Below are 21914 nucleotides of genomic sequence, written 5' to 3' on the forward strand. Positions count from 1 at the left end.
CCAACACCTGTTGCTGCACCACCATATGGTTCCACTGCAGACGGATGGTTATGGCTTTCAATGTGAACCGTTACAACATATCCATCTCCAACATCGAGTACCCCCGAATCATAACCAGGACCAGATATCACACGTTTTCCTTCTTTTGGTAAAATCTTGAGATGTTTTTTTGACGACTTGTATGAGCAGTGCTCTGACCATTCTGCTGCAACAATTTGCAATTCCAGTGGATTTGGTTTTCGTCCTATCTTTTTTTCAAGATATTCAGACTCCTGAGGAGTAAGACTCATGCTGTTACGCCCAGTGTATTTAGAAGAGATTCAAAAATTAGTGATGCAGGCTTGGAATTATTTGGATTGATTATCTGCTCAGCAGACCTCTCAGGATGAGGCATCATTCCTACAACATTTCCTTGCTTGTTGCTTATACCGGCAATGCCAAGAGATGCACCGTTGACTTCTTCGGCATAAGTAAATACGATTTGATTATTTTTCTTTAGTAATTCAAGTGTCTTGCCATCTGCATAGTATCTTCCCTCACCATTTGCAATTGCAATTGGGATTCTTTGGTCCATTTTGAGTTTATTTGTAAATGGTGTCTTGTTGTTTTTGACAACTATCTCAGTCCATTTGCACATAAAATTCAATGATGTATTTTTCAGCAATGCCCCTGGCAAAAGACCAGACTCGACTAGTATCTGAAAACCATTACACACGCCAAGAATAGGCATTCCCTTTTCTGCCATTTTTTTTACATCTTTTATGACGGGGCTATGAGCTGCAATCACTCCTGCCCTCAATCTATCCCCATATGAAAAACCACCAGGCAACACTATTGCATCAATATTTTTTGGCAGTTCATCAGTATGCCACACAAGTTGTGACTGGAGGTGAAAGACATCAGTCAGTACATGATGCATGTCACGATCGCAATTGCTTCCAGGAAATACTATTACTGCAACCTTCACAAACTACATTACTTTTCAGAGATATTAAATTGAATCGGCAATAATTTTTTAAAACCAAATCTGGAGGCGGTCCATTTTATAGAAAACATGATGATCGCATGTTGCTCGTAGCGATCAGTGCACATGCTAGAAATTGTGTCCCTATCGTTTTATTACAGAAGCCTGTTTTCAAAACAAGATGCTAAGGTTAGGAACTCTGCCTCCTGTTACCACAACCCTAGTTGTTGTGAATATTCTGGTTTTTGCGTATGGAATATTCAGTAATACACAGAATTCAATAATTTCCAACTATGGGTTTGTTCCAAATGAGTTATTCAAGGGAGGATACATTCCAGACAGCATTTTGAGATTATTTACCTCAATGTTCATTCATGCAGGCATTGCACACATTGCATTCAATCTATTTGCCCTGTCATACATGGGAGGATTTGCTGAGAGATCAATTGGCAGACCAAAATTTATCGCACTATACCTGTTGGCAGGACTTGGCGGTGCACTATTTCACGGAATCATTGCGACATACATACTTGGAAATGGATATTCTGTACTCATTGGAGCATCAGGTGCGATATCAGGTATCCTTGGAATATCTGCAGCACTTGGAGACATCAGAGGATATTACTGGCTTGCAATCCAAGTACTCTACGTATTCATTGGCTCTGTTGTATCGCTCTCAATAGCATTTGCAGCACATGTTGGAGGATTTGCTACAGGACTTGCACTGACTAAACTTTTGATCGAACTAGAACGCCGTAAGAGAAACCCGTACAGAAACTTGCCTTGAGATTGTAGTTTTTTTATTACATAAAACAAGATCAAGAAATATCAGAGTTTGGAAAAATTATTCATATTTTCATATGAATTTATTTTCAAAAAGAGTGGAATCGTTTTTATTCTAATATTCGTTGGTACTAGCTATGGGTCTAGTTCGCGATATCATGGTTCGAACTGTAATCACAATAGAACATGACAAGACTGCAAAAGACGTAGCATTACTTTTTGCAGAAAAGGGCATAAGCTCACTTGTTGTGGTGCAAGACGGCAAACCAATTGGACTTGTAACTGAAAGAGACCTTGCCCGCAAGGTATCAACAACTGATAGAAAAAGTGTTGATGTACAATTATCAGAAATAATGTCGCCCAACTTTAGATGGGTAGAGCCAATGACACAGATAGAGGATGCGGTTCAAAAGATGCTAAACAAGAATGTACGAAGGCTATTGGTTCTGGACAACAATAACCTAGTCGGAATCATAACTGAGACTGACCTTGCAAAATACTTGCGAAGTAAACTGCTCATAGACGGGGCATTAGATGACGTCACTGCTCTCAATAGAAAAGTGGTAAAGAGCGGCTAAGCGCCTAGCGTCTCAACCGATACCTTGCTTACAAGAGGATTGAATATTCTAAATTGATTACATATGTCAAGTACTGTTTTTTCTGCTGATTCCTTGTTTTTTGCATCAATTACAAACCTGAGCATCTTGGCTGAGCGGACCTTTTTGATACTTGTCTTTTTGTCCTTGAGGATCAAGTCATTCAAGATTGTATCACCTTCTGGGTCTACAATCTCAGGCTTGTTTTCAATTATCACATTGACTTTGAAGGAAGGCATAAAATGCGTTTATGTACAATCAATTTAAGCTTTAAGCAAGGTAACAAGAAAATGAAACCAGTTTTTGATCCGACCCAGTACAAGATAACCACCAAGGCAAATTGGAATACAGTAGCTTCAGAATATCATTACAACTGGGCAGATAAAAAAATTGGACCGTTTAGATCTACTACAGAAATTACCAAAACGGCAAACATCAAACCTGATGATAAGATATTAGATGTGGCTTGTGGAACAGGTGTTGTTTCAAAAGAGATTTCGCAGGTTTTGGGTCCAAATGGGCTCTTGGTTGGAATTGATCTATCAAGGGCAGCATTGAACATAGCAAGAGGATCAATTGCTTTTGAAAATTCCATGTTTTTAGAAATGGATGCAGAAAATATCGGATTGAATTTCAAGTTTGACAAAGTTACATGTCAGTATGGATTGATGTTTTTTCCAGACACCCAAAAAGTTCTGATTTCAATTAAAAATATTCTAAATCACAAAGGTATGCTAGTTGTAGCAGTACATGGACTTGCAGAAGATGTGCCATATTTTAGCACCATAATGAAACCCATCCTAGAACATGTTCCAGACATTAGACCAGATGGAACACCCACGGTTCACAGGTTTGGCAATCCCAAAGATTTAGAGTCAGAGCTGAAAAAGGCAGGATTTGAGAGCGTCTCAGTGACAAGACATGATTTTGCATACAAGCCAGGAACCTTTGATGAGTACTGGAATGACTATATGCACTCTACTGCAAATTCCATTAGGTCCAAGCTAGAAAGTCATGGCAGCGATGTAATGAGTAAGATAAAACAAGATGCTAGAAAAAATGCGGTAAGATATGAAAAAGATGGTAACATTACATTTCCCTGGACCGTACTAGTTGCATCAGGGATTAATCACTAGTTACTTTATTTTTGTGGCATAGGATACAAAATTAGATTCGTACCATATTGTCTCTGCCTCTTTTGCCTTTTCTGTAAATATGTTAAGTGCGATATGGGCAAAATTTTTTCCCTTTAATGCGCCATGCCAGTGCAATGTATTTTTTGGAATAAAAGCCACATCACCTTCTCCAAGACTGTCTGCGAGAGTTTGTGTATCTTTACAGTATCCTTGTTTATGTTGGCTTTTTTGTATATGACAGCATTCCTTGTCCTCTTGTCACCACAAGTATTTGTCCGCCTTGATGGTAGTGCACCTTTGTTCTTGCGCCGTTATTGAAATTTGCAAGATATGCTTTCTCCCCTTTGATTTGTAGTTTAATCGAAATGTCGTTTAACCATGCATCGCCTACAAAATATCTTTTCTTGCTCTTGACAAGCGATGTATCAGGCCTTAGTTTTTTGGTGTTGATTTTTTGCATTCTAATACAACTCCTTACAGTCCATTAAACTCGTAATATGATGGAATTACCTGTGGTACATTTCCAGATACTAGGACAATTTCGTCATGCGCAGATAATTTTATGTTCTCATAGCTGTCCTTTACCTCAGNATGATACAGCTCCTTACAATCCACCAAACTCGTAAGATGATGGAATTAATGGTGGTACGATTCCAGATACTAGAACAATTTCGTCATGTGCAGATAATTTTATGTTCTCATAGCTGTCCTTCACCTCAGTACCGTTGACAAAGACCTTGATGTTCTTGTCGCCATGAGTCGCACCTTCAAACGTGGGTGAGATGCCAGCTGTGTATCCCAGACTTGAATAAACTGTCCAAGAGTAAAGGCAGTTTGTTGCGGAGATTCTATGTGTATTACACCTGAGGTGTTATGAGTATGCAACCAATAGAGACACTCGTTTGGCTTTATTCCAATTCCTGCAGGAATTGTGACAGGCTTGGAATCCACTACAAGGTCAAGGTGTGCATGAATATGAGAAACAGTGCCTTCTAACGGATCACATTCTACTCCCTGTATAGTTCCAACAGAAGTTGTACTGTCAGAAAAATATACAACAATTATGATTGCCACCGCAATGGCAGCAGCAATTCCGGTAGCCTTGTATCGTGAGGATTTTGAAACTTGAGGTTTTGCCTTTGGCTTTTCCTGGTGTAATTCTTTTTTATGCTGCTCTAGTTTATCAGAATTTTCAAACTCATTTCCACAGATATCACATTTTTTTTCTGTGTCTACCAATACCAAAATCAGCAGATCAGGATATAAATTTCGTATGGTGGTATGAAAAGTAGGTAGTAGAAGAAATCAGATCGTTTTTCAAGTGTGATAACATTTTAAACCACCTTCCAGAGTCCATAACCTAATGCCAACGTAGCTCAGCCTGGCTAGAGCATCTGACTTGTAATCAGAAGGTCGAGGGTCCAAATCCCTTCGTTGGCTTATTCTACTTAAATCATAAATACTTGTTTTTCACGGTACAAATCAATGACTTATCACAACAAGGCAATTGCAGCCGTGACATCAGTCTTAATTGTAGCAATGATAATGACGACGCCACTTTCTGCATTTGCAGATAGCGTTCATTCAGCACCTAGGATAAAGTTGAAAGAAGGAACTAGCTCAAACTGGAGTGGATATGCATCAATTTCTAACATATCTTCACCGGCTAGTAACTATGTGAAAACAGTGCAAGGTAGTTGGACTATTCCGACACTTACTTGTGGCCCAAGTACAACATATTCCTCCGCATGGGTTGGAATAGATGGATATTCTGACAATTCTGTAGAACAAATTGGTACAGAGCAAGATTGTTCAAACGGAGCACAACAAAACTATGCTTGGTTTGAAATGTATCCTCATCCATCATTCAAAATAACTGGGATGATAGTGCATGCTGGAGATGTATTTAATGCAAAGGTTGCATATGTTGGAAATAGTAAATTCCAATTGTCAATAACTGATGCAACAACAGGCAAATCATATTCTAACACATTCAAAGCAAAAGCCCAACGTTCATCAGCAGAATGGGTAGTTGAAGCCCCATATTCAGGTGGAGTATTACCACTTGCAAACTTTGGAACAATGAATTTCACCAATGCACAGTTTACTGACTCTGCAGGCAATGCAATTGCTATAGATGGTAAAGGTACAGGCACATATGATCAAATTACAATGCACGATCCAAATGGAGGCAATTCTACTCCATCTGCATTGACTGACTCTGGTGCAACATCCAGTTTTAGTGTGACTTATTCACCCTAAACCTTCTTTTTTATTTAAAATACAACTTAAAATCAAGTCTTAATAACATTGGAATCAAGTTTTAAAGAAGACTCTNCTACTCTAGCCAGAATAAATTCTAGAAATGCATCTAGTGGCTTTTTTATCCAATGTTTTGCATTCCATTCCACAATAAGATCATCGTAGAACTTCCATTCTGACTCGTCTTTTTTGAGATGGATTGCCATCATTGCTTCAAATTCTTTTGTATCCCAATCAACAGGACACATTTTATCATCCATCTGGACTAGGTTTCCAGCCCTTAGCTGAAATGGATATGAGTTGCATACACCTGGCTTGAATTCGTTTACTGTGCATCTGAAAACATCTTTTGATTCTACAAGAAACATGCATGCCCCAGATTGTTGTTTCAAGGCAAGGTCTACTAGACCTTCTTTTACCTTTATACCAAGATCAAAATCCTTTGCACCATAAATCTCAAGAAAACTTTGAGGTTTAATTCCAAGATTTGTTACAAGCCTGTAAATATCGTGCGCGTTAACAAATATTGTATATTCTTTACAGCAATTTGTATGACATGAAATGCATGGATATTCTCTAGTGCTGTTGCCTAAAGCGCTCAAGTGTTGTGTTTCTTTCCTATGGTTTTATTCGTATAGATTTGTGCTGCTTTATTGTTCCAAGTACAAATTGCAATATATCACAACATGGTGGATACAGTATGCGTAAAATCATTTATTTGATATCTGCTGCCGTTGCAATCTTTGTAATTGCAATTGTTGGAGACATTGAATTTTACTATATGACAGGACAGGATGAGAAATCAAGTGTTGCAAAATCTGCCTCCCAATATAATACAGAAAATCTGAATCTTGTAAACGATTGCATGCAATTTCAGAGCTTGGACANACAAGATGCAAGACATCAGTTTCTAACCTAAAGCAAGAGTGTAGTGGGCAAGAATACGCAGGTGTAGAAATTTGCAAGGATCCTAGAATTGACCAGTTTCTAGGCACGGTAGACTTCAAAATAACAGCTGCCCAAAATCAAATTAATGAAGCATCGTATGATCTGAATAGTTCGATCTCGCACCTGGTAAACCTGTGTGTCCAGTCAGACATTTCTTCTTGCCAATCCACAATGATGGAGCTAAAACAAGAGTGTTCTACTAAAAAATTTGATCAAATCCAGGCATGTACTGACCCCAGGATTGATAAAATAATTGCAAAAAATATCAATTATAGTACAACCAATTCAAATTATTTCCAAGACCAAGTCTTGTCATTTATTGATACGTGTTCCAAGGCAAGTGGAAATGATTCCATTATAACATGTGCTACTACTGCAAGGCAAGTGATGAGTCTGTGCCACTCTAGTTCTGCCTCTGCATGTAACGATGATAAGTTACAACAGATAGCAAACATGGGCCTAAATTCGGCCATAANCTAAAGCAAGAGTGTAACAGACAAGAATCATCAAGTGTAGAAATTTGCAAGGATCCTAGACTTGACCAGTTTCTAGGTACAGTAGACTTCAAAATAACAGCTGCACAGAATCAAATTAATGAAGCATCACATGATCTGAATAGTTCAATTTCTCACCTGGTAAACCTGTGTGTCCAGTCAGACATTTCTTCTTGCCAATCAACAATGATGGAACTAAAGCAAGAGTGTTCTACTAAAAAATTTGATCAAATCCAAGCATGTGCTGACCCTAGAATTGATAAAATAATTGCAAAAAACATCAATTACAATACCATCAATTCAGATTATTTCCAAGACCAAGTCTTGTCATTTATTGACACATGTTCCAAGGCAAGTGGAAATGATTCCGTTACAACATGTGCCACTAGTGCAAGACAGATGATGAGCCTGTGCCACTCTAGTTCTGCCTCTGCGTGTAGCGATGATAGATTGCAACAGATAGCAAACATGGGCCTAAATTCGGCCATAATAACAAAGATAGATGAGCAAGACAGCAAGCTCCAGATTGTTTTAGACAAGTGTTATAGTAAAATGTTAAACCAAACAATATGCCTTGATTCACAAAATATTATCAATGATTCATGTAACAGCAATCTCAAGCCATATTTTCCAATATGCTATGACCCAAGAATCCAGAACATGACAAAGTAAATATCATTTCAGAGAAACAGACAAAAAGTTAAGTAACGTAAATNAATATGCTACGACCCAAGAATCCAGAACATGACAAAATAGCATTTCATAGAAACAGACAAAAAGTTAAGTAACGTAAATGTGATGAGAATATAGTGGAAAAGGGATTTGTACTAATCAATTGCGAACTAGGCGCAGAGGATTACATAATTGAAGAGCTCAAGACCATACCAGAGGTAAAAAATGCCCATGTTACATTTGGTGCCTATGATGTGATAGCAGAGATACAGGCAAAAAACTCTCAGGAATTTGATACCATATTATCTCAGAAAATCCGCTCGTTATCCCAGGTTATGAGTACCATGACCCTCAAGGCCACAACCTGAAAACAGTTTTTACTCAATTAATGCCCAAGTTCTTGCAGTTTAATCTATTCAGAGTATGATAATTATACTGGTAAACTGGAGTGTTACTAGTTGGAAAAAATTGAATACGAAGGCACCGTTTGGGCAATAAATCATGGTCTACCTCAACCATTGCTGGATCATTGCATAAAAAAGCTGGTAGATTACGGAGTTAAAAAAGAAGATATTACAATTACAGATGCACCATCAGATGTAAAAGTTGGAACTGTAGTAGTAGATGTATATCCATACCACATCGAGGTTGGACGGGTAAGAACAACAAGAAATGACTCTTACATAAGCGGCAGCATAATGATAATAGAGCTAAAAGCAGACGCAGAAGGAAAATACATAGACTAACAACTAGAGTGTCGTTTTTAGTTCATCAGATACATACCAGAATTCAAACGCATAAGTAGCCAAACATTTTTCATTTACCAATAATTGAAACTAGAAAAAAAGGATGTCTTGTTTGTAATAGCAGTCTCTGCGGTTTATTGTTCCCTTGCTGCAGGCTTCTCACTTGTCAGCACAGTACTACCTGACAAGACTGTTTTGACAAACCCAATAGCGCACGGCAGCTTAAACTTGAGAGAAATCATAGGGCATTTTGCATGGGGCGTTGTTGCAGCCATAGTAACACTCAGAGTCAGATACATACTGTTAGGAGGATTTCTTGCAGTTCTGATAGACGCGGATCATCTGATTGGCCTTCTACATGTTGAAGGAATACAAAGGATGGGTCATTCCATCACGTTTGCAGTTATTTCGGTGGTTGTTCTAATGATAGTCTTTCGTAAAAATGACTATCGCCTAGGAGTCATAGTTGGAACAAGCATACTTACCCACATATCATACGACATATTTTCAACAGAATCTGGATTTCCAATCTTGACGCCTTTTGTAAACAAGATAATTGAATTTCCAAGAGAAGACTGGATAATATTTGAGATTGCAGCAATTGCAATAATTGGAATTGTCAGTGTCCTTGTCACAAAAAAAGAATCGATCTCAAGTACATTTGTTCGATAAGATTTAGTTAGAAAATTTGATAGGAATTCATCAAATTTGAAATATGCGTGTCACCATATACTAGTGTGGAATTCAGGTATAACCCTGCATTTTATTTCAAAATGCAACAAAGACATGGTCTAGTGCATATTTATGAAATATAGAGAACATGTTGACATTGTAAAAGCAATTTTAGAAACAACAAGATCAGGCGCATCAAAAACCCAGATAATGTACAAGGCGTTTTTATCATACAAGCTGTTGATAAATTATCTTCAGATACTACAAGACAAGGGACTAGTAAAATACAACAAGAAAACGCAGCATTACAAATTGACCAAAAAAGGGGATCAGTTTATAGAATATTATAAAAAAATTGCAGAGCTTCTGGATATGGATAACAATGATGTAGAGATTAGCCAGTTGTTTAGAACATAAGATTATTTTTGTGTCAAATAGATTTATTTCATATTAATCACTGGCTTGGTTGTGAGACGAAAAAAGACTCCAGGCAAAAGTCATACCATGCCAATTGCAATAGGTTCAGGAATAGCCATAGTAGCAATTGTCATACTTGTCAACTATTACCTTGACCAGACGACTCTTTCAGGTCAGAGATTTGGAGACCAACTGGCACAGATCCAGTCAGACCTAAAAAATGAAACTCAGAGTTTTGATCAAAATCTGACACAATACAAGAACGGTCAGATTTCAAAAGACCAGATGTTAAAGATAACTGATGCCCACATACTAGCAGTCAAAAATATACTTCCACGCTATGAAGACCTAAAAGCTCCAGAATTGTTCAGACCATCATTGGAGCTATTCAAACTATCAACTCAAACACAGATTCAAAGCGATGAAACTCTAAGAGAATGGATAGTGACAGGAAACAATGCAACAAGCGCAAAGTCAGACCAGTTGCTGCAACAATCATTCCAGTATGAGATGAATGCCCTCCAATCCTACCAGACTGCCAAATCTAGTGGCTCACAATAGACCTTTTTGATGTGCAAAATCTAGGATGCTTCCAAGATNCGCACTCCAATCGTATCAGACTGCCAAATCTAGTGGCTCACAGTAGACCCTTTTGATGTGCAAAATCCAAGATGCTTCCAAGATTTCCAAGTATCTCTTTTTTTTCAAGTGGAACAGGAGATGAAAAAATTATTCCAAGTGTGATGCTTAACATGTCATGATCTGTGTGAGATACCAAGATTTTATGATGTGCAATTCCTTTTTCAGTAAGCATGTTTTTCCAGGCAAGTATTCTGTTGTGAACCTCACGGAGTTGTTGCTCAACATAATCAAGGCTCATCTCCTTGCCATCTTCGAATATTCCAAACTTGACAAGAGGCAACATCATGTACCCACCTTTTATCGGATCATGATTTTTTATCATATCCTGTATGACTTGGTGTGCCTTGTCCTCTGGTTGAATATCACCATACTCGGGGGCAAAATAACCAGCAAGTGTTTTGCGGTCATCGTAGATCTTGAAATATTCGTCTTCTAAATCAATTGTCCACATGATACTATGCAGTAATTTTTTCGGCTACCTGATTTATCTTCAGTGTTGCAAGACACTTGCCGCAAAAGTACTCTTTTCCAGTGTTAAATATAGTAGGATTCTTACACTTTGGGCATTCTTTGTTTACTCGGTTTACTTCGATTGGCATGATGGACCTCTTGGGTTAACTCTTCAAAAATGCATGTGGTCAAATTTAGTTTGCAACTACTCTAATTACAGCAGATCTAAGACTGGAAATTACAAAAATCAAACATTATAAACAATGCAGGGAAAATCTAGTTCGTGATTCCAAGTACAACAAAGAAATTCATCGATAGTCTAATTGATTACTATATCAGCGAGGCAGCATCATACAAACAGCTTGCAATGGCATATTCTGATGAGATAAAGGATGTAGATGCAAATGCATTTGGAATCATAGTTGGCTGTATCTATTCAGGATTTCTCCAGGCATACCAAAACCAAAAACAAAAACCAGCACTTGAGGACACACAAGAATTTACCCAGATGATAAAAGTAAGGTCAGTCCAGATAAAACGCAGCATACTTGATGCCAAGGTATGACAATTTGAAAAAGGCAATTCTAGTCGTCGTTATCATAGTTTTTGCAGGCCTAGTCTTTCCAAACTCTGCCTTTGCTACAGGTTATTTTCTACAGATGCCAATTAGAGTTCAACACAGCCCAACAATTTGTGCCATAGAACCACAGCCAAATCCAAAATTTCCAACTATTGGAAAACAACTTTTGGATGAAACAGAGTATGCAGTAATTGACTGGAAGACAAAACTTAACCAAGGTTTAGGAAAACACCTAGTTTGGAATATCAACCTAGTCAAGGTTTTGATTTCAGAAAAAAATAATTTTAACTATACAAAATGCGACACAACAATAAACTACTTTCCAGAACCACAAAAAGACCCTAGTGGATTCATTGCAACAGGTGTGACAATTCCAAATTTTGAGACAGGCAAGACCAATATTGAAATTTACTACTCGGATGTCCAGCCAAATTGGGTCAAAAAAGAGTGGTTCCAAGACAACCAAGAATACTATACCTATGTAGACATGCCATACTATACGGGACTAGTAGCAACAAGCACCCAGTTAGCTTCTACAATCAGACATGAGATTGGCCATTCATTTGGATTGGGGCATTATGTGGTACCAAGTGATAGACTGCACAATATCATCAATGGACTAGAAGACATGCCATCAATCATGATTGATACCGTAACAGTTCTTGGTGTAAAACATTACGACATCACAGCACTTGACATTGCACAGATCAAATCAATATACGGAGATGGCGGATTTGACAGTCAAGCAGAACCAAAACCTCAGATGACTCATCAATTAAACACAGACAAGAAAGTATACCAACCAGGTGAGGACATCATACTAGACATAAACACCGGAGCGCTTACAGAAAAATCACCTATGGAGATTCTAGTGATCGATTCCAACAATACCATGATAGACAACTTTGGGGTTTCTGGACTAAATTCTACAATATTGTCAAGTGACAAGTATCAAAAAAATGGAAAATACACTGCGGAGCTTATCAATCCAACAACGGGAGATTTCGATTTTACAAGTTTTATCGTAGGGCTCCCGAGTGTGAAACCAGACAACTCGAGTCAAAAAATCAACACCATATTACAGATTCCAACATGGATGAAAAACAATGCAAAANAATGTGAAACCAGACAATTCGAACCAAAAAATCAACATCATATTACAGATTCCAACATGGATGAAAAACAATGCAAAATGGTGGTCTCAGGGTACGATCTCAGATGACGAATTTACTAGCGGACTCCAGTTTTTGATAAATCAGGGCACAGTAAAGATTCCATCCAGTCAACCAAGTGTCACTCACTCTGGCAAGATTCCAGATTGGGTAAAAACAGACGCGTGGTTATGGTCCTCGGGAGAAATGTCAGACAAGGAGTTTGTCAGCGGACTCCAATATCTGGCAGACAATAGAATCAACCAGCCTTGAGATAGAAAACAAATCAAGATTTGTGAAAAGTTAAATTGCAACATTTCAACAATAATTCAATGTCAGAGTTAATTCATTATCAGATTCAACAGCTAGTTGACAACGGTCAGACAGTCCAGTTGACCCTGACAGAAGATGTCCAGACAGAGCCAGTCTCACAAAAACAACTCATGCTTGAGGCAATAAACAAGAAACTAGACCCAGAACTACGAGACCAGATAGCTCCATTCATAGAGGCCATACTTCAGGCCCAGCCGACAATTGCAATCAAGAGTTATGCTCAGACATCAATTACAATTACCATGCCAAAACGAAGGTATGAGAGAATGGGCAGTCCTGCAGTAGGCCAGAGACTAGAAATAAACATAAAAAAGATCTAGACCAGTTTTTCAATTTCAGGTACAGTCTCAAGAGGCAGCGAGCATGTAAAATCTCTGCAGACATAGACCTTGGTTTTAGTAGCATCAAATTCTTTTCCTGCAAAGAACTGGAAATCTTTTAGAGATTCGAGATCCTCTTTTTTTGAAATCATGACAAGTATTGCCTCTGGAATGAATTTTTTCAAGAGATAATTTTTCACGTCGGTGTTTATTGGATTTATCATGGTAATTTCCACTGGCTTTTGCAAGTATGCATATATCGCATTTAGCAGCTGTCCGAATCCAAATGGATTTTCTGCAGCCATTACTGCAAGTGACTCCATCACTTTGACTGATACATCAAGATATTTTTTTTCTTGTGTGAGATGATATAATCTCAGCATGACTCCTGCTGCAACAGAGTTTCCAGATGGCAAGGACAAGTCATAGATGTTCTTTGTCCTTATGATCAGTTTTTCATGGTTGTCAGCAGTAAAGAAAAAGTTCTTTTGAGTTGCATCCCAGAAATGACCAAGTAGGTAATCTGCATAGTATACTGCAAGATCTAGGTATTTTTTAGATGGCTCGACCTCAAAATAATCAAGCAGTGCATTTACAAAATATGCGTAGTCGTCAAGATATGCCCTAAGCTTTGATTGACCATCCTTGTAAGTATGAAGCAGTTCACCGTCTTTTGTAAGTCTAGATTCAATAAATTCAATACATTTTTTGGCAGACTGGACAAAGTCAGGTTCCCCAGTAACACGGTATCCCTTGACAAATGAGGTAATCATGAGGGAATTCCAGCTTGTCATAATCTTGTCATCCCGTCCTGGCGGTATTCTCTTTGATCTTACGGCATAGAGTTTTTCTCGTGATTGTTTGAGAATTTGTCGTATTTCAGATTCACTCTTGCCAAAGTGAAATGCTATTGAAGACAGATTCATGCTGTTATACAAAATCGTGTGGCCCTCAAAGTTTCCCCCATCGGTAACGTCATAATACAAGCAGAATATGTCAGAATCTTTTCCTAGTATTTCTTGAATTTCTTTTTTCTTCCAGACATAGAATTTTCCTTCTTCTCCTTCCGAGTCTGCATCTTGTGCAGAATAAAATCCGCCTTCAGGCGATGTCATGTGTCCAAGGACATATCGTAATGTGTCATGTATCACCTCAAGATATCGTGGATCTTTTGAGAGCTGGTATGCCTCGGCATATACTGGTGGTAACAATGCATTGTCATAGAGCATTTTTTCAAAATGCGGCACAAGCCATCTAGAATCAGTAGAGTACCTGTGAAATCCACCACCGAGTTGATCGTACATTCCTCCATTTGCCATCTTGCTCAAAGTCTTGAAAACAAACTCTTGGAATTTTGCAATTCCAGACAATTTAGAATATCGCAACATAAACGACAAGTTTGATGCGTTTGGAAACTTGGGGGCTTGACCAAATCCTCCGTTAGTATTGTCTGCAATTGACAAGAGATTTACTGCTGCCTCATCAAGGATGGACCTTTCAAGTTTGGAATCAAGTGCAACAGACTCTGTTTTTTGCAAAGTGTTGACAAAATTTTCTGCGGCTTGTTCTACATTGTCAGGTTTTTCTTTCCAGGCTTGTGCAAGCTGTAATACCAGGCTTCCAAATCCAGGCCTTCCATAACTGTCAAGAGGTGGAAAATATGTGCCAACATAAAATGGTCTTTGGTCAGGAGTCAAAAACACGCTGAGTGGCCAACCCCCACTGCCACTAGTCAACTGACAGACCTTTTGATAGATATCATCGATATCAGGTCTTTCTTNTACGCTGAGTGGCCAACCCCCACTGCCAGTAGTCAATTGGCAGACCTTTTGATAGATATCATCGATATCAGGTCTTTCTTCTCTGTCTACTTTGATGTTAACAAAATTCTCATTCATTGCCTTGGCAATCTCTTCGTTTTCAAAGGATTCATGAGCCATAACATGACACCAGTGACATGCACTATACCCCACGCTAAGAAAGATAGGTTTGTTTTCTTGTCTTGCTTTTTCTAGGGCCTCTTCTCCCCATGCATACCACTGGACCGGATTTTCGGCATGTTGTAAAAGGTATGGACTGGATTCCTTTATCAGGTTGTTGGGCAATACAATATCATACAAGAAAATTACAGTATTTGTATTGATCTCTTTAACAGAAAGAATAATCTTACATGCTTTCTGGATAAGATTTACACGATGAAATTTACTCCAGTTTTTCTGATTTTGGCAATTTCTGTGCTAGGTATCACCATATCTACAGAACAGGCATTTGCCCAACAGGATAATGCATGCAAGCCGCATACCATTTGTGCTAGCCCTGGAGACATGCTAAAGTATAGTATTACATTAAGAAACACCAACAGTTCTCAGACCTATATTTTTGGAGACATGGTTAATGCAAGCAACATCAATGTATTACAAAGCCAAGTAGATGCAAATAAAGTTCAAAACACTACATTGATTCTAAACCTAGAAACAGGTTTTGCACACAGCAACCAGGATACCAGCAAAGTAAGACCATTTCTTGAAGTTTTAGCATCACCAGTTGCATACAACAAGTCAGATACCGCAATCACACCAATAATTACAGAATTTAATGGTTTCAAGAGAACTAGCATTGCCGCATTCTATTCTAGTGAAAACAGCACATCAAAGATTGTATACGATATCCAAACAGGTATTTTGCTAGAAGAACATTCTTCACAAATTGTAACAATTGGTGGAAATCCAGTGATTGTTGATTTCTCAGACAAGTTGGCAAGTACAAACATGATAAATTCAGATTCGGATGGAATTAAAAGCAGTAATGTTTCAATACCAAAATGGATCAAAACCACTGCAAAAAGCTGGTCTAATGGAGATCTGCAGGACTCTGAATTTACCAATGCAATCCAGTATTTGATATCAAAGGGAGTAATGCAGATTCCACATGGTGTATCAGTATCTAGTTCCACTCAAAAAATTCCAACATGGTTGAAAACTAGCACCGGAATGTGGGCAGATGGTCAAACCACTGATGATGAGTTTGTACAAAGCATCCAGTGGCTCATCTCAAAAGGCATAGTCCAAGTAGGAAACTAGAGTTAAATAAAACTAGAAAATGGTTCAAACATGAATTGTAAGAGATGTCACCATACAAGTGATGCACATATACCATCCCAAGAATCTAAATCACTTGTAAAATTTGGCAAGTGTCTTGTAAGGACTTGTACTTGTATACAATTTTTAGAGCCTATTGAAGAAATTGACGATGAGTTGATTTAGGTTTTATTTAGAAGTCGAGTTTACTGCCAGATTTTCTGAGAGATATACTGTTTTTGTGTGGTTAGAAGATGTATTGTTTGATACGGTTGTTGTATGATTTGATGAACTAGNATTTGTAGTGATTGGTGTATTTTGTGGAATAGATGTCGTTTTTGTAGTATTAACTTGTACCACTGGAGCTGGTGGCGGGGGAACCATTTTTTGTGGCATNATAGGTTTTCTGAGAGAGATACTGTTTTTGTATGGTTAGAAGAGGTATTGTTTGATACGGTTGTGGTATGATTTGGTGAACTAGTTGTAGTTACATTTGCGACCATTGATAGACTACTGTTAGTACCTGCTGCCAAGCCAGGTTTTGTACTTGATGAATTTGTTAGTTTGACACCAGTACTGTTTGTTATTTTTGCAGTAGCATTTGTAGTGGTCGTGGTATTTTGTGAAACAGGTGTTATTTTTGTAGTATTGACGTGTACCACGGGAGCTGGTGGCGGGGGAACCATTTTTTGTGGCATCAATTTTATTTGATTAATGTTTTCAGACACCAAGGTAGGGTCATAACCTGAGCCAAGTATCTGTTTTAGGTTGTCATCATAAGACGAAGTAAAAGTCAGTATTTGCACTTGTGTATCTACATTTGCGGAACTGTATCTTGCAGAGTCATTTATTGCGGCACCAAGTGATGAATCAAGAGTTTGTGGAGCAAGTCTTGCGCCAACAGGCATTACAGTATTAAAAGAGACTACATCATAGCCAGATGTAGGAGTCATTGCATATACTTCTGTAAGAGAAATTGAATTTGTATTGTTTTTAATAGAATTATCAAAGATTAGGACTTGGCCTTTGTCATTTTTATAATTTGGAGCATATTGTGTTTTTAGTTTCATAGCATCTTCAAGAGTACTTGTAGAATCCAAAAGTTTGAGCTTGGCACCAATTGGCTGAGTATAATCAAAGAAGATGATGTTGTAACCATGCTTTGGCGTCATGGAGTCAATTTCTTGTTTTGCCATGATGTCTCCTGAAAAATGATAATTGCCACCTATTGCCAAGACTAGCAAGCCTATGAGAACTAACGATACTGAGATTACAATCAGAGAATAGCCAACTTTTCTGTAATTATGCGGATTCTTGTCTTTTAGGACGGGTTTTGAGCTGTCTGATGGTGTTGTAGGATGAGACATTTGTTTCCCAACAATTGGGGGCTGAATTTAATCTTTTATTGCTATGACTCAGGACATCAAAATACTGGGTCAGGGTCCAGTTTTTGCCTTGTCCATTTTGAAGATCTGCACCATCATTAGATCTAGTGCTTTTTTTAGATGTTCAAACTCGTCAACAAAGTGCTTTTGATTTTCCGCAAGTACTTTTAGTACGCCCATTAGAGATTTTTTTTCTTTATCAGTTGATGATGCCTCTAACGCACTTATCCTTGATATCAAAATGTCTAGTTCTTTTTTGAGTTCCTCACCGTGTGACTTTTTGTCCATAGAGAGTTTTGCTTGGACAATTATATGAAGATATAAAATAAAGTCATGCAAAAGAACAATCCATGATTGAAGAAAAACTAGAGTCACTTGGCATCACACTTCCTACACCTCCCAAGCCTGCAGGTTCATACATTCCTGTTGTAAGGACAGGCAATCTGATATTTGTATCAGGACAGATTCCAATGAAGGACGGTCAGGTACAATTCAAAGGTCAAGTACCAACAAGCATATCTGTTGAAGATGCCCAAAAGGCTGCCAAGTTATGTATAACAAATGTTTTGGCCCAACTAAAAGCAGAACTTGGCACACTGGACAAAATATCAAAGATTGTTAGAGTTTCAGGGTTTGTCAATAGTTCTCCAGAATTTTACGAGCATCCAAAGATAATCAATGCTGCATCTGACTTGCTTTTTGAAATCTTTGGAGAAAAGGGAAAACACACACGAATTGCACTAGGAGTTTCAAGTCTACCTTTGAATTCTGCGGTAGAAATCGATTTGGTTGCAGAGACTATTTGAGTTTTGAATTAAATTTTTTCAAAAATGTTCCAATCTTTTCTTTTGGTATGACTGCACCGCATGCCTTGTCATGTCCTCCACCAGAGCCGCCAAGCTCTGTTGCCAATTGGTTTACAATTCTGCCAAGATGCACCTTACAGGATTTTGCGCCTCTGACTGATACGGCATAGATTCCTTGTTCTTCTCGCAGTTTGTATGAAACCCCGACTTCTTTTCCAGACAATCCTAGAACAAAGTTTACTGCCATGCTTGCGCCAGAATCTGTGACTTCCATGTAGGAGAGATTTTTCATCTTCTTCATGTTGTCTTTGACTTTTTGTATAACACCAGAGATTCGTTCTGCCTGAATTCTTGCAAACTCAAACGTGTTGTTAATCTGATGTGGGTATTTTGATTCACTTAGCTCATCGACCAGATATAACAAAAATTCTGGATCTTTTTGATGACTGGTAATTGTAAATGTAAGAACTGTTGCCTCCAAAAGCACAAACTGTCTGTCAAATCTTTGCAATTGTGCAGCTCCGATTGGCCTGTCTTCCATATAATCAGTCACTGCTGCACATGCTGCAAGAAAAGAACCATAATCAGATAGCTTTGACTTGAACGCATTGTATACCTGTACTGTAGTGCATTCGTTAATTGTATGAATCAGTTTTACCTTTAATGCCTTGATCTTCTTTTTTATTGAATCCTCGATATCATGATGGTCAATGTAAGTAATGGAAACTTTGTTTTTTCGTAATGCTTTGAGCAGTTCTACGAACTGGTCCTGGTTTGATTTGCTCAGTCCAAGATCACAAATGTATAGTGTCTTTAGTTTTTCATCATTTTTTAGTGCCTCTAGTTCATTCATCAGTCCAGGATAGTCGACCAGTTTTGTCTCTCCGCCAAACGCTTTTCGTATCAGCGATGCAGAGCTAACTCCATCAGCATCTTCTTTATGTGAAACACAAACAACTCTAGTTCTTGCCATGGATTATTGACGGGATTGATGACCCTCATTTAAACTAAAAAACAGGCTTGGCTTTCTTCAAGCTCATGTATGTTTTAAATTCTGCAACCAAGGTTTGATGTCCCTTGACATCCTGTAGCACTACACAGTACATGTCATAAAACGAGATTCCAAGTAGCCTAGATTCCCTATCAAGATCAGAAATCTCTTGCAAGACTCTAGGGTCTTTTGTCTCTACTACAAAATTGTCCACCATACGAACAAATTCGTCATCCCATTGGCTCATTGCTACTAAAAATCATGATAAATTTCGCTATAATTACCAAAGTTGTTAGATTAGACCAACTGCTTAATTTTTTATTTCTAAATTAGCAATAATTTAATACGTATTTTTTCCATTGTATCCCGTGCAGACAAAGAATATTGGTCTTCGAAATATCGAAGTTGCAGATACCAAGATTTCTGCAATAGACGGTGTTAATGGAAAGCTGATCTATAGAGGTTATGATGTTCTAGATTTAGTAAAAAAATCAACCTTCGAGGAGACATCGTGTCTTTTGCTCAACGATGACCTGCCAACAAAGGAGGTATTGGAATCATTCTCAGAACAACTAGTAGCAACACGTGAGATTCCAGAGGGTCTAGAAAAGACCCTAAGAAATGTACCCAAGACTGCAAACCCAATGGATGTTCTCCAGTCTACCGTATCCATGATGGCAGTCTATGACAAAGAAAAATCAGATGACAGGGTCACAAATTACAACAGAGCAATCAATCTGATTTCAAAGATTCCAATCATTGTGGCATGCTGGGACAGGATTAGAAATGATAAAGAAATAATCATGCCATCAAAAAAGCTAAATCATGCTGGCAACTTTCTATACATGCTCACAGGAAAAGAACCAGATACCGAAGCTGCAAGGATTTTTGACATTTGTCTGATATTACATGCAGAACATAGCTTTAACGCATCCACATTTGCAGCACGAGAGGTTGCATCAACTCGCGCAAACATGTATGCCGCAGTAAGCGCAGCTGTTGGAGCACTAAGCGGTGAGCTACACGGAGGCGCAAACTTTCAGGTGATGAAGATGCTACTTGAGATTGATTCAGTGGACAGAGTTGAGCAGTGGATAAAAGACAAACTTGCAACGAGCCAAAAAATAATGGGCATGGGTCACGCAGTCTACAAGACATTTGATCCAAGAGCCGAAGTTCTCAGAGAACTTTCAAGGAGGTTAGCAGAAAAAACAGGACTGCCATGGTATGGCATCACAAAANGTCGAGGAAATTACAGAAGAGGAAATGAAAAAGATCAAAAGTTCAGACATTTTTCCAAATGTTGATCTTTACAGTGCATCAGTGTATTACATGCTAGGCATCCCAATGGACCTTAACACCCCAATATTTGCAGTATCTAGAGTATCAGGATGGACTGCGCATATAATAGAGGAAAAGTTTGCCGAAGCCGCACCAAAACCAATGCTTTACAGGCCAAAGGCAGTCTATGTTGGAAAATATTGCGGACCATCAGGATGCGAATACGTATCAATTGAAAAACGTCTAACACAGATTTAGATTCAATATACAATCATCTAAAAAAAATAAAATTTCAAAAAAATAATTTACGTTGACAATGTATGCAAACTATAGAAGAAATTCACCAAGTGCTTACATATGTAAAAACAATATAGAGAATAATGAAAACATTTAGGACAAAAAACAGTCACAGCAAGAATGTGTTTGCTCTTGTGTTTGCATCAATTCTGATTGCATCATTTGGAATTACAGCAAACCAAGCATTTGCAATGGGTCAGGCGCCTTCAACATGTTCCAACAGATATGACGGAACAATCACATCTATGAAGATAACAATAGGACAAAAAACATTTAATCCAATAGCAAATCCAGGCATGACATTCCAGCTACGAAATGACAGATCATATACAGTGACATTTACCATCCACACCCCAAGTCAGAGCTCCCAGAGCAACTCACTTGGCGGAAGCACATGGTATGACACCAGCGCACCAGGATTTCAACTTGGCACATGTGTCAATGGTGTAGGTCCCAACCAATATGTCACGGTGACTGCAACAGAAAGCCATCCGGGTAATCTTGCACCACAAACAACACAAAATGTTTCATGGAATACACTAGTTCCAGGAAATGTTTCGTACAATGTAAAATGGGTAGCCCCTTAGCAAATTATGCTAACGGTAAAACCCTCCCCTTTTGTATCACAAAATCATTTTACAGAACACAATAAACCATTTTGATCATTCAAATTGATAGAACAAACACTGTGACTAGTTTCTGTTTGCAAGCCAGTCTTTTGCTTTAGAATCAACATCATGTCGGTGCAATACATGGAACACCATTTCATAAAACGTGATTCCTCTTTTTTGTGCCTCGCCATCAATCCATTTGAGTCCTTCAGCAAGCTCTGGATCATATTCTGAAAAGTCAACAAGCTCATCCACCATATTTGTAAAGAAGGAATTTGCTTCTAGCACGATAGCAAGTTT

At 38.3% G+C, this 21914-nt stretch carries 27 protein-coding genes, 1 tRNA gene and 5 pseudogenes; 18 read left to right on the top strand and 15 right to left on the bottom strand.

Annotated elements, in window-relative coordinates:
• Together DYY66_RS05095 and purQ are read right to left on the bottom strand one after the other, a co-directional pair.
• Positions 1 to 290 (bottom strand): annotated as a pseudogene (locus tag DYY66_RS05095) (phosphoribosylformylglycinamidine synthase subunit PurL); the annotation flags it as partial.
• Entirely contained in the window at positions 287 to 967 is a 681-nt protein-coding gene (purQ, locus tag DYY66_RS05100; RefSeq protein ID WP_166286773.1) for a phosphoribosylformylglycinamidine synthase subunit PurQ, read from the bottom strand. The gene purQ and the pseudogene DYY66_RS05095, both read right to left, overlap by 4 nt.
• Before the next feature lie 178 nt (positions 968 to 1145).
• On the opposite strand from purQ, the gene DYY66_RS05105 reads away from it, so the two are divergent.
• Positions 1146 to 1751, top strand: a complete 606-nt coding sequence (locus tag DYY66_RS05105; protein ID WP_166286775.1) for a rhomboid family intramembrane serine protease — start codon at positions 1146 to 1148, stop codon at positions 1749 to 1751.
• Between the two features lie 133 nt (positions 1752 to 1884).
• Positions 1885 to 2325: a cyclic nucleotide-binding/CBS domain-containing protein gene (locus DYY66_RS05110; RefSeq protein WP_166286777.1), complete on the top strand. Its 441-nt coding sequence runs from the start codon at positions 1885 to 1887 to the stop codon at positions 2323 to 2325.
• On the opposite strand, the gene purS is transcribed toward DYY66_RS05110, so the two are convergent.
• Entirely contained in the window at positions 2322 to 2582 is a 261-nt protein-coding gene (gene purS, locus DYY66_RS05115) for a phosphoribosylformylglycinamidine synthase subunit PurS (RefSeq protein WP_166286779.1), read from the bottom strand. The genes DYY66_RS05110 and purS overlap by 4 nt on opposite strands.
• Positions 2583 to 2633: 51 nt before the next feature.
• Here purS and DYY66_RS05120 point away from each other — a divergent pair, with 51 nt between their 5' ends.
• Positions 2634 to 3479, top strand: coding sequence for a class I SAM-dependent methyltransferase (locus DYY66_RS05120; RefSeq protein WP_166286781.1), 846 nt, complete (start codon positions 2634 to 2636; stop codon positions 3477 to 3479).
• Here DYY66_RS05120 and DYY66_RS05125 read toward each other — a convergent pair whose 3' ends face one another.
• The 3 genes from DYY66_RS05125 to DYY66_RS05135 form a co-directional block, all read right to left on the bottom strand.
• Positions 3480 to 3638: a hypothetical protein gene (locus DYY66_RS05125; RefSeq protein WP_166286783.1), complete on the bottom strand. Its 159-nt coding sequence runs from the start codon at positions 3636 to 3638 to the stop codon at positions 3480 to 3482.
• A 55-nt stretch (positions 3639 to 3693) separates the two neighbouring features.
• Positions 3694 to 3939, bottom strand: a complete 246-nt coding sequence (locus tag DYY66_RS05130; RefSeq protein ID WP_166286785.1) for a hypothetical protein — start codon at positions 3937 to 3939, stop codon at positions 3694 to 3696.
• Between the two features lie 251 nt (positions 3940 to 4190).
• A complete protein-coding gene (locus DYY66_RS05135; protein ID WP_166286787.1) occupies positions 4191 to 4718 on the bottom strand; it encodes a hypothetical protein in 528 nt (175 codons plus the stop codon).
• 126 nt (positions 4719 to 4844) lie between these two features.
• On the opposite strand from DYY66_RS05135, the gene DYY66_RS05140 reads away from it, so the two are divergent.
• Both DYY66_RS05140 and DYY66_RS05145 read left to right on the top strand, forming a co-directional pair.
• A tRNA-Thr gene (locus DYY66_RS05140) sits at positions 4845 to 4919 on the top strand.
• Positions 4920 to 4964: 45 nt separating this feature from the next.
• A complete protein-coding gene (locus DYY66_RS05145; protein WP_166286789.1) occupies positions 4965 to 5741 on the top strand; it encodes a G1 family glutamic endopeptidase in 777 nt (258 codons plus the stop codon).
• 76 nt (positions 5742 to 5817) lie between these two features.
• Here DYY66_RS05145 and DYY66_RS05150 read toward each other — a convergent pair.
• Positions 5818 to 6343, bottom strand: a pseudogene (locus DYY66_RS05150) (YkgJ family cysteine cluster protein); the annotation flags it as partial.
• 1649 nt (positions 6344 to 7992) lie between these two features.
• Between DYY66_RS05150 and DYY66_RS05170 the strand changes: the two are divergent.
• The 5 genes from DYY66_RS05170 to DYY66_RS05190 all read left to right on the top strand — a co-directional run bounded on the left by DYY66_RS05170 (position 7993) and on the right by DYY66_RS05190 (position 10251).
• The gene (locus tag DYY66_RS05170) at positions 7993 to 8223 is read left to right on the top strand and encodes an Lrp/AsnC family transcriptional regulator (protein ID WP_166286797.1); all 231 of its coding nucleotides are present in this window, start codon (positions 7993 to 7995) and stop codon (positions 8221 to 8223) included.
• Positions 8224 to 8313: 90 nt separating this feature from the next.
• Positions 8314 to 8601, top strand: a complete 288-nt coding sequence (locus DYY66_RS05175; RefSeq protein WP_166286799.1) for a hypothetical protein — start codon at positions 8314 to 8316, stop codon at positions 8599 to 8601.
• 84 nt (positions 8602 to 8685) lie between these two features.
• Positions 8686 to 9273, top strand: a complete 588-nt coding sequence (locus DYY66_RS05180; RefSeq protein ID WP_166286801.1) for a metal-dependent hydrolase — start codon at positions 8686 to 8688, stop codon at positions 9271 to 9273.
• A 132-nt stretch (positions 9274 to 9405) separates the two neighbouring features.
• Positions 9406 to 9690, top strand: coding sequence for a winged helix-turn-helix domain-containing protein (locus DYY66_RS05185; RefSeq protein WP_166286803.1), 285 nt, complete (start codon positions 9406 to 9408; stop codon positions 9688 to 9690).
• A gap of 51 nt (positions 9691 to 9741) precedes the next feature.
• Positions 9742 to 10251: a hypothetical protein gene (locus tag DYY66_RS05190; protein WP_166286805.1), complete on the top strand. Its 510-nt coding sequence runs from the start codon at positions 9742 to 9744 to the stop codon at positions 10249 to 10251.
• Positions 10252 to 10327: 76 nt separating this feature from the next.
• Here DYY66_RS05190 and DYY66_RS05195 read toward each other — a convergent pair whose 3' ends face one another.
• The gene (locus DYY66_RS05195; protein ID WP_166286807.1) at positions 10328 to 10783 is read right to left on the bottom strand and encodes a hypothetical protein; all 456 of its coding nucleotides are present in this window, start codon (positions 10781 to 10783) and stop codon (positions 10328 to 10330) included.
• Between the two features lie 4 nt (positions 10784 to 10787).
• Positions 10788 to 10931 carry a hypothetical protein gene (locus tag DYY66_RS05200; RefSeq protein ID WP_166286809.1) on the bottom strand — a complete coding sequence of 48 codons (144 nt, stop codon included), beginning with the start codon at positions 10929 to 10931 and terminating at the stop codon, positions 10788 to 10790.
• Positions 10932 to 11065: 134 nt separating this feature from the next.
• Here DYY66_RS05200 and DYY66_RS05205 point away from each other — a divergent pair, with 134 nt between their 5' ends.
• From DYY66_RS05205 to DYY66_RS05220, 3 genes are all read left to right on the top strand, one after another.
• A complete protein-coding gene (locus DYY66_RS05205) occupies positions 11066 to 11347 on the top strand; it encodes a hypothetical protein (RefSeq protein WP_166286811.1) in 282 nt (93 codons plus the stop codon).
• Positions 11348 to 11351: 4 nt separating this feature from the next.
• The coding region (locus DYY66_RS05210) for a hypothetical protein (protein WP_218583617.1) at positions 11352 to 12476 on the top strand (1125 nt) is incomplete at its 3' end.
• Between the two features lie 369 nt (positions 12477 to 12845).
• On the top strand, positions 12846 to 13166 hold the full coding sequence (locus DYY66_RS05220; RefSeq protein ID WP_166286817.1) for a hypothetical protein: 321 nt from the start codon (positions 12846 to 12848) through the stop codon (positions 13164 to 13166).
• On the opposite strand, the gene DYY66_RS05225 is transcribed toward DYY66_RS05220, so the two are convergent.
• Positions 13163 to 14869, bottom strand: coding sequence for a thioredoxin domain-containing protein (locus DYY66_RS05225; protein ID WP_394352581.1), 1707 nt, complete (start codon positions 14867 to 14869; stop codon positions 13163 to 13165). The two genes, DYY66_RS05220 and DYY66_RS05225, sit on opposite strands and share 4 nt — an antisense overlap.
• 78 nt (positions 14870 to 14947) lie before the next feature.
• A pseudogene (locus tag DYY66_RS14210) lies at positions 14948 to 15277 on the bottom strand (DUF255 domain-containing protein); the annotation flags it as partial.
• 84 nt (positions 15278 to 15361) lie between these two features.
• On the opposite strand from DYY66_RS14210, the gene DYY66_RS05230 reads away from it, so the two are divergent.
• A complete protein-coding gene (locus DYY66_RS05230) occupies positions 15362 to 16246 on the top strand; it encodes a hypothetical protein (RefSeq protein ID WP_166286819.1) in 885 nt (294 codons plus the stop codon).
• Between the two features lie 1433 nt (positions 16247 to 17679).
• On the opposite strand, the gene DYY66_RS05240 is transcribed toward DYY66_RS05230, so the two are convergent.
• Positions 17680 to 17916 (bottom strand): hypothetical protein, encoded by a 237-nt coding sequence (locus tag DYY66_RS05240; RefSeq protein ID WP_166286823.1) that lies wholly within the window; start codon positions 17914 to 17916, stop codon positions 17680 to 17682.
• 62 nt (positions 17917 to 17978) lie between these two features.
• Between DYY66_RS05240 and DYY66_RS05245 the strand changes: the two genes are divergently transcribed.
• Positions 17979 to 18434: a RidA family protein gene (locus DYY66_RS05245; RefSeq protein ID WP_166286825.1), complete on the top strand. Its 456-nt coding sequence runs from the start codon at positions 17979 to 17981 to the stop codon at positions 18432 to 18434.
• On the opposite strand, the gene DYY66_RS05250 is transcribed toward DYY66_RS05245, so the two are convergent.
• Positions 18427 to 19407: a DHHA1 domain-containing protein gene (locus tag DYY66_RS05250; protein WP_166286827.1), complete on the bottom strand. Its 981-nt coding sequence runs from the start codon at positions 19405 to 19407 to the stop codon at positions 18427 to 18429. The genes DYY66_RS05245 and DYY66_RS05250 overlap by 8 nt on opposite strands.
• 34 nt (positions 19408 to 19441) lie before the next feature.
• Positions 19442 to 19672 carry a hypothetical protein gene (locus tag DYY66_RS05255; RefSeq protein ID WP_166286829.1) on the bottom strand — a complete coding sequence of 77 codons (231 nt, stop codon included), beginning with the start codon at positions 19670 to 19672 and terminating at the stop codon, positions 19442 to 19444.
• A gap of 121 nt (positions 19673 to 19793) precedes the next feature.
• Between DYY66_RS05255 and DYY66_RS05260 the strand changes: the two are divergent.
• The 3 genes and pseudogenes from DYY66_RS05260 to DYY66_RS05265 form a co-directional block, all read left to right on the top strand.
• A pseudogene (locus DYY66_RS05260) lies at positions 19794 to 20666 on the top strand (citrate/2-methylcitrate synthase); the annotation flags it as partial.
• 1 nt (position 20667) lies between these two features.
• Positions 20668 to 20964: pseudogene (locus tag DYY66_RS14215) on the top strand (citrate/2-methylcitrate synthase); the annotation flags it as partial.
• A gap of 122 nt (positions 20965 to 21086) precedes the next feature.
• Positions 21087 to 21590 carry a hypothetical protein gene (locus tag DYY66_RS05265; RefSeq protein WP_166286831.1) on the top strand — a complete coding sequence of 168 codons (504 nt, stop codon included), beginning with the start codon at positions 21087 to 21089 and terminating at the stop codon, positions 21588 to 21590.
• Between the two features lie 105 nt (positions 21591 to 21695).
• Here the strand turns inward: DYY66_RS05265 and DYY66_RS05270 are convergent, their stop codons facing one another.
• Positions 21696 to 21902, bottom strand: coding sequence for a hypothetical protein (locus DYY66_RS05270; RefSeq protein ID WP_101477149.1), 207 nt, complete (start codon positions 21900 to 21902; stop codon positions 21696 to 21698).
• Positions 21903 to 21914 lie beyond the last annotated feature (12 nt).

The sequence above is a fragment of the Candidatus Nitrosotalea sp. FS genome, assembly GCF_011319475.1.
In the GTDB taxonomy this organism is placed as follows: domain Archaea; phylum Thermoproteota; class Nitrososphaeria; order Nitrososphaerales; family Nitrosopumilaceae; genus Nitrosotalea.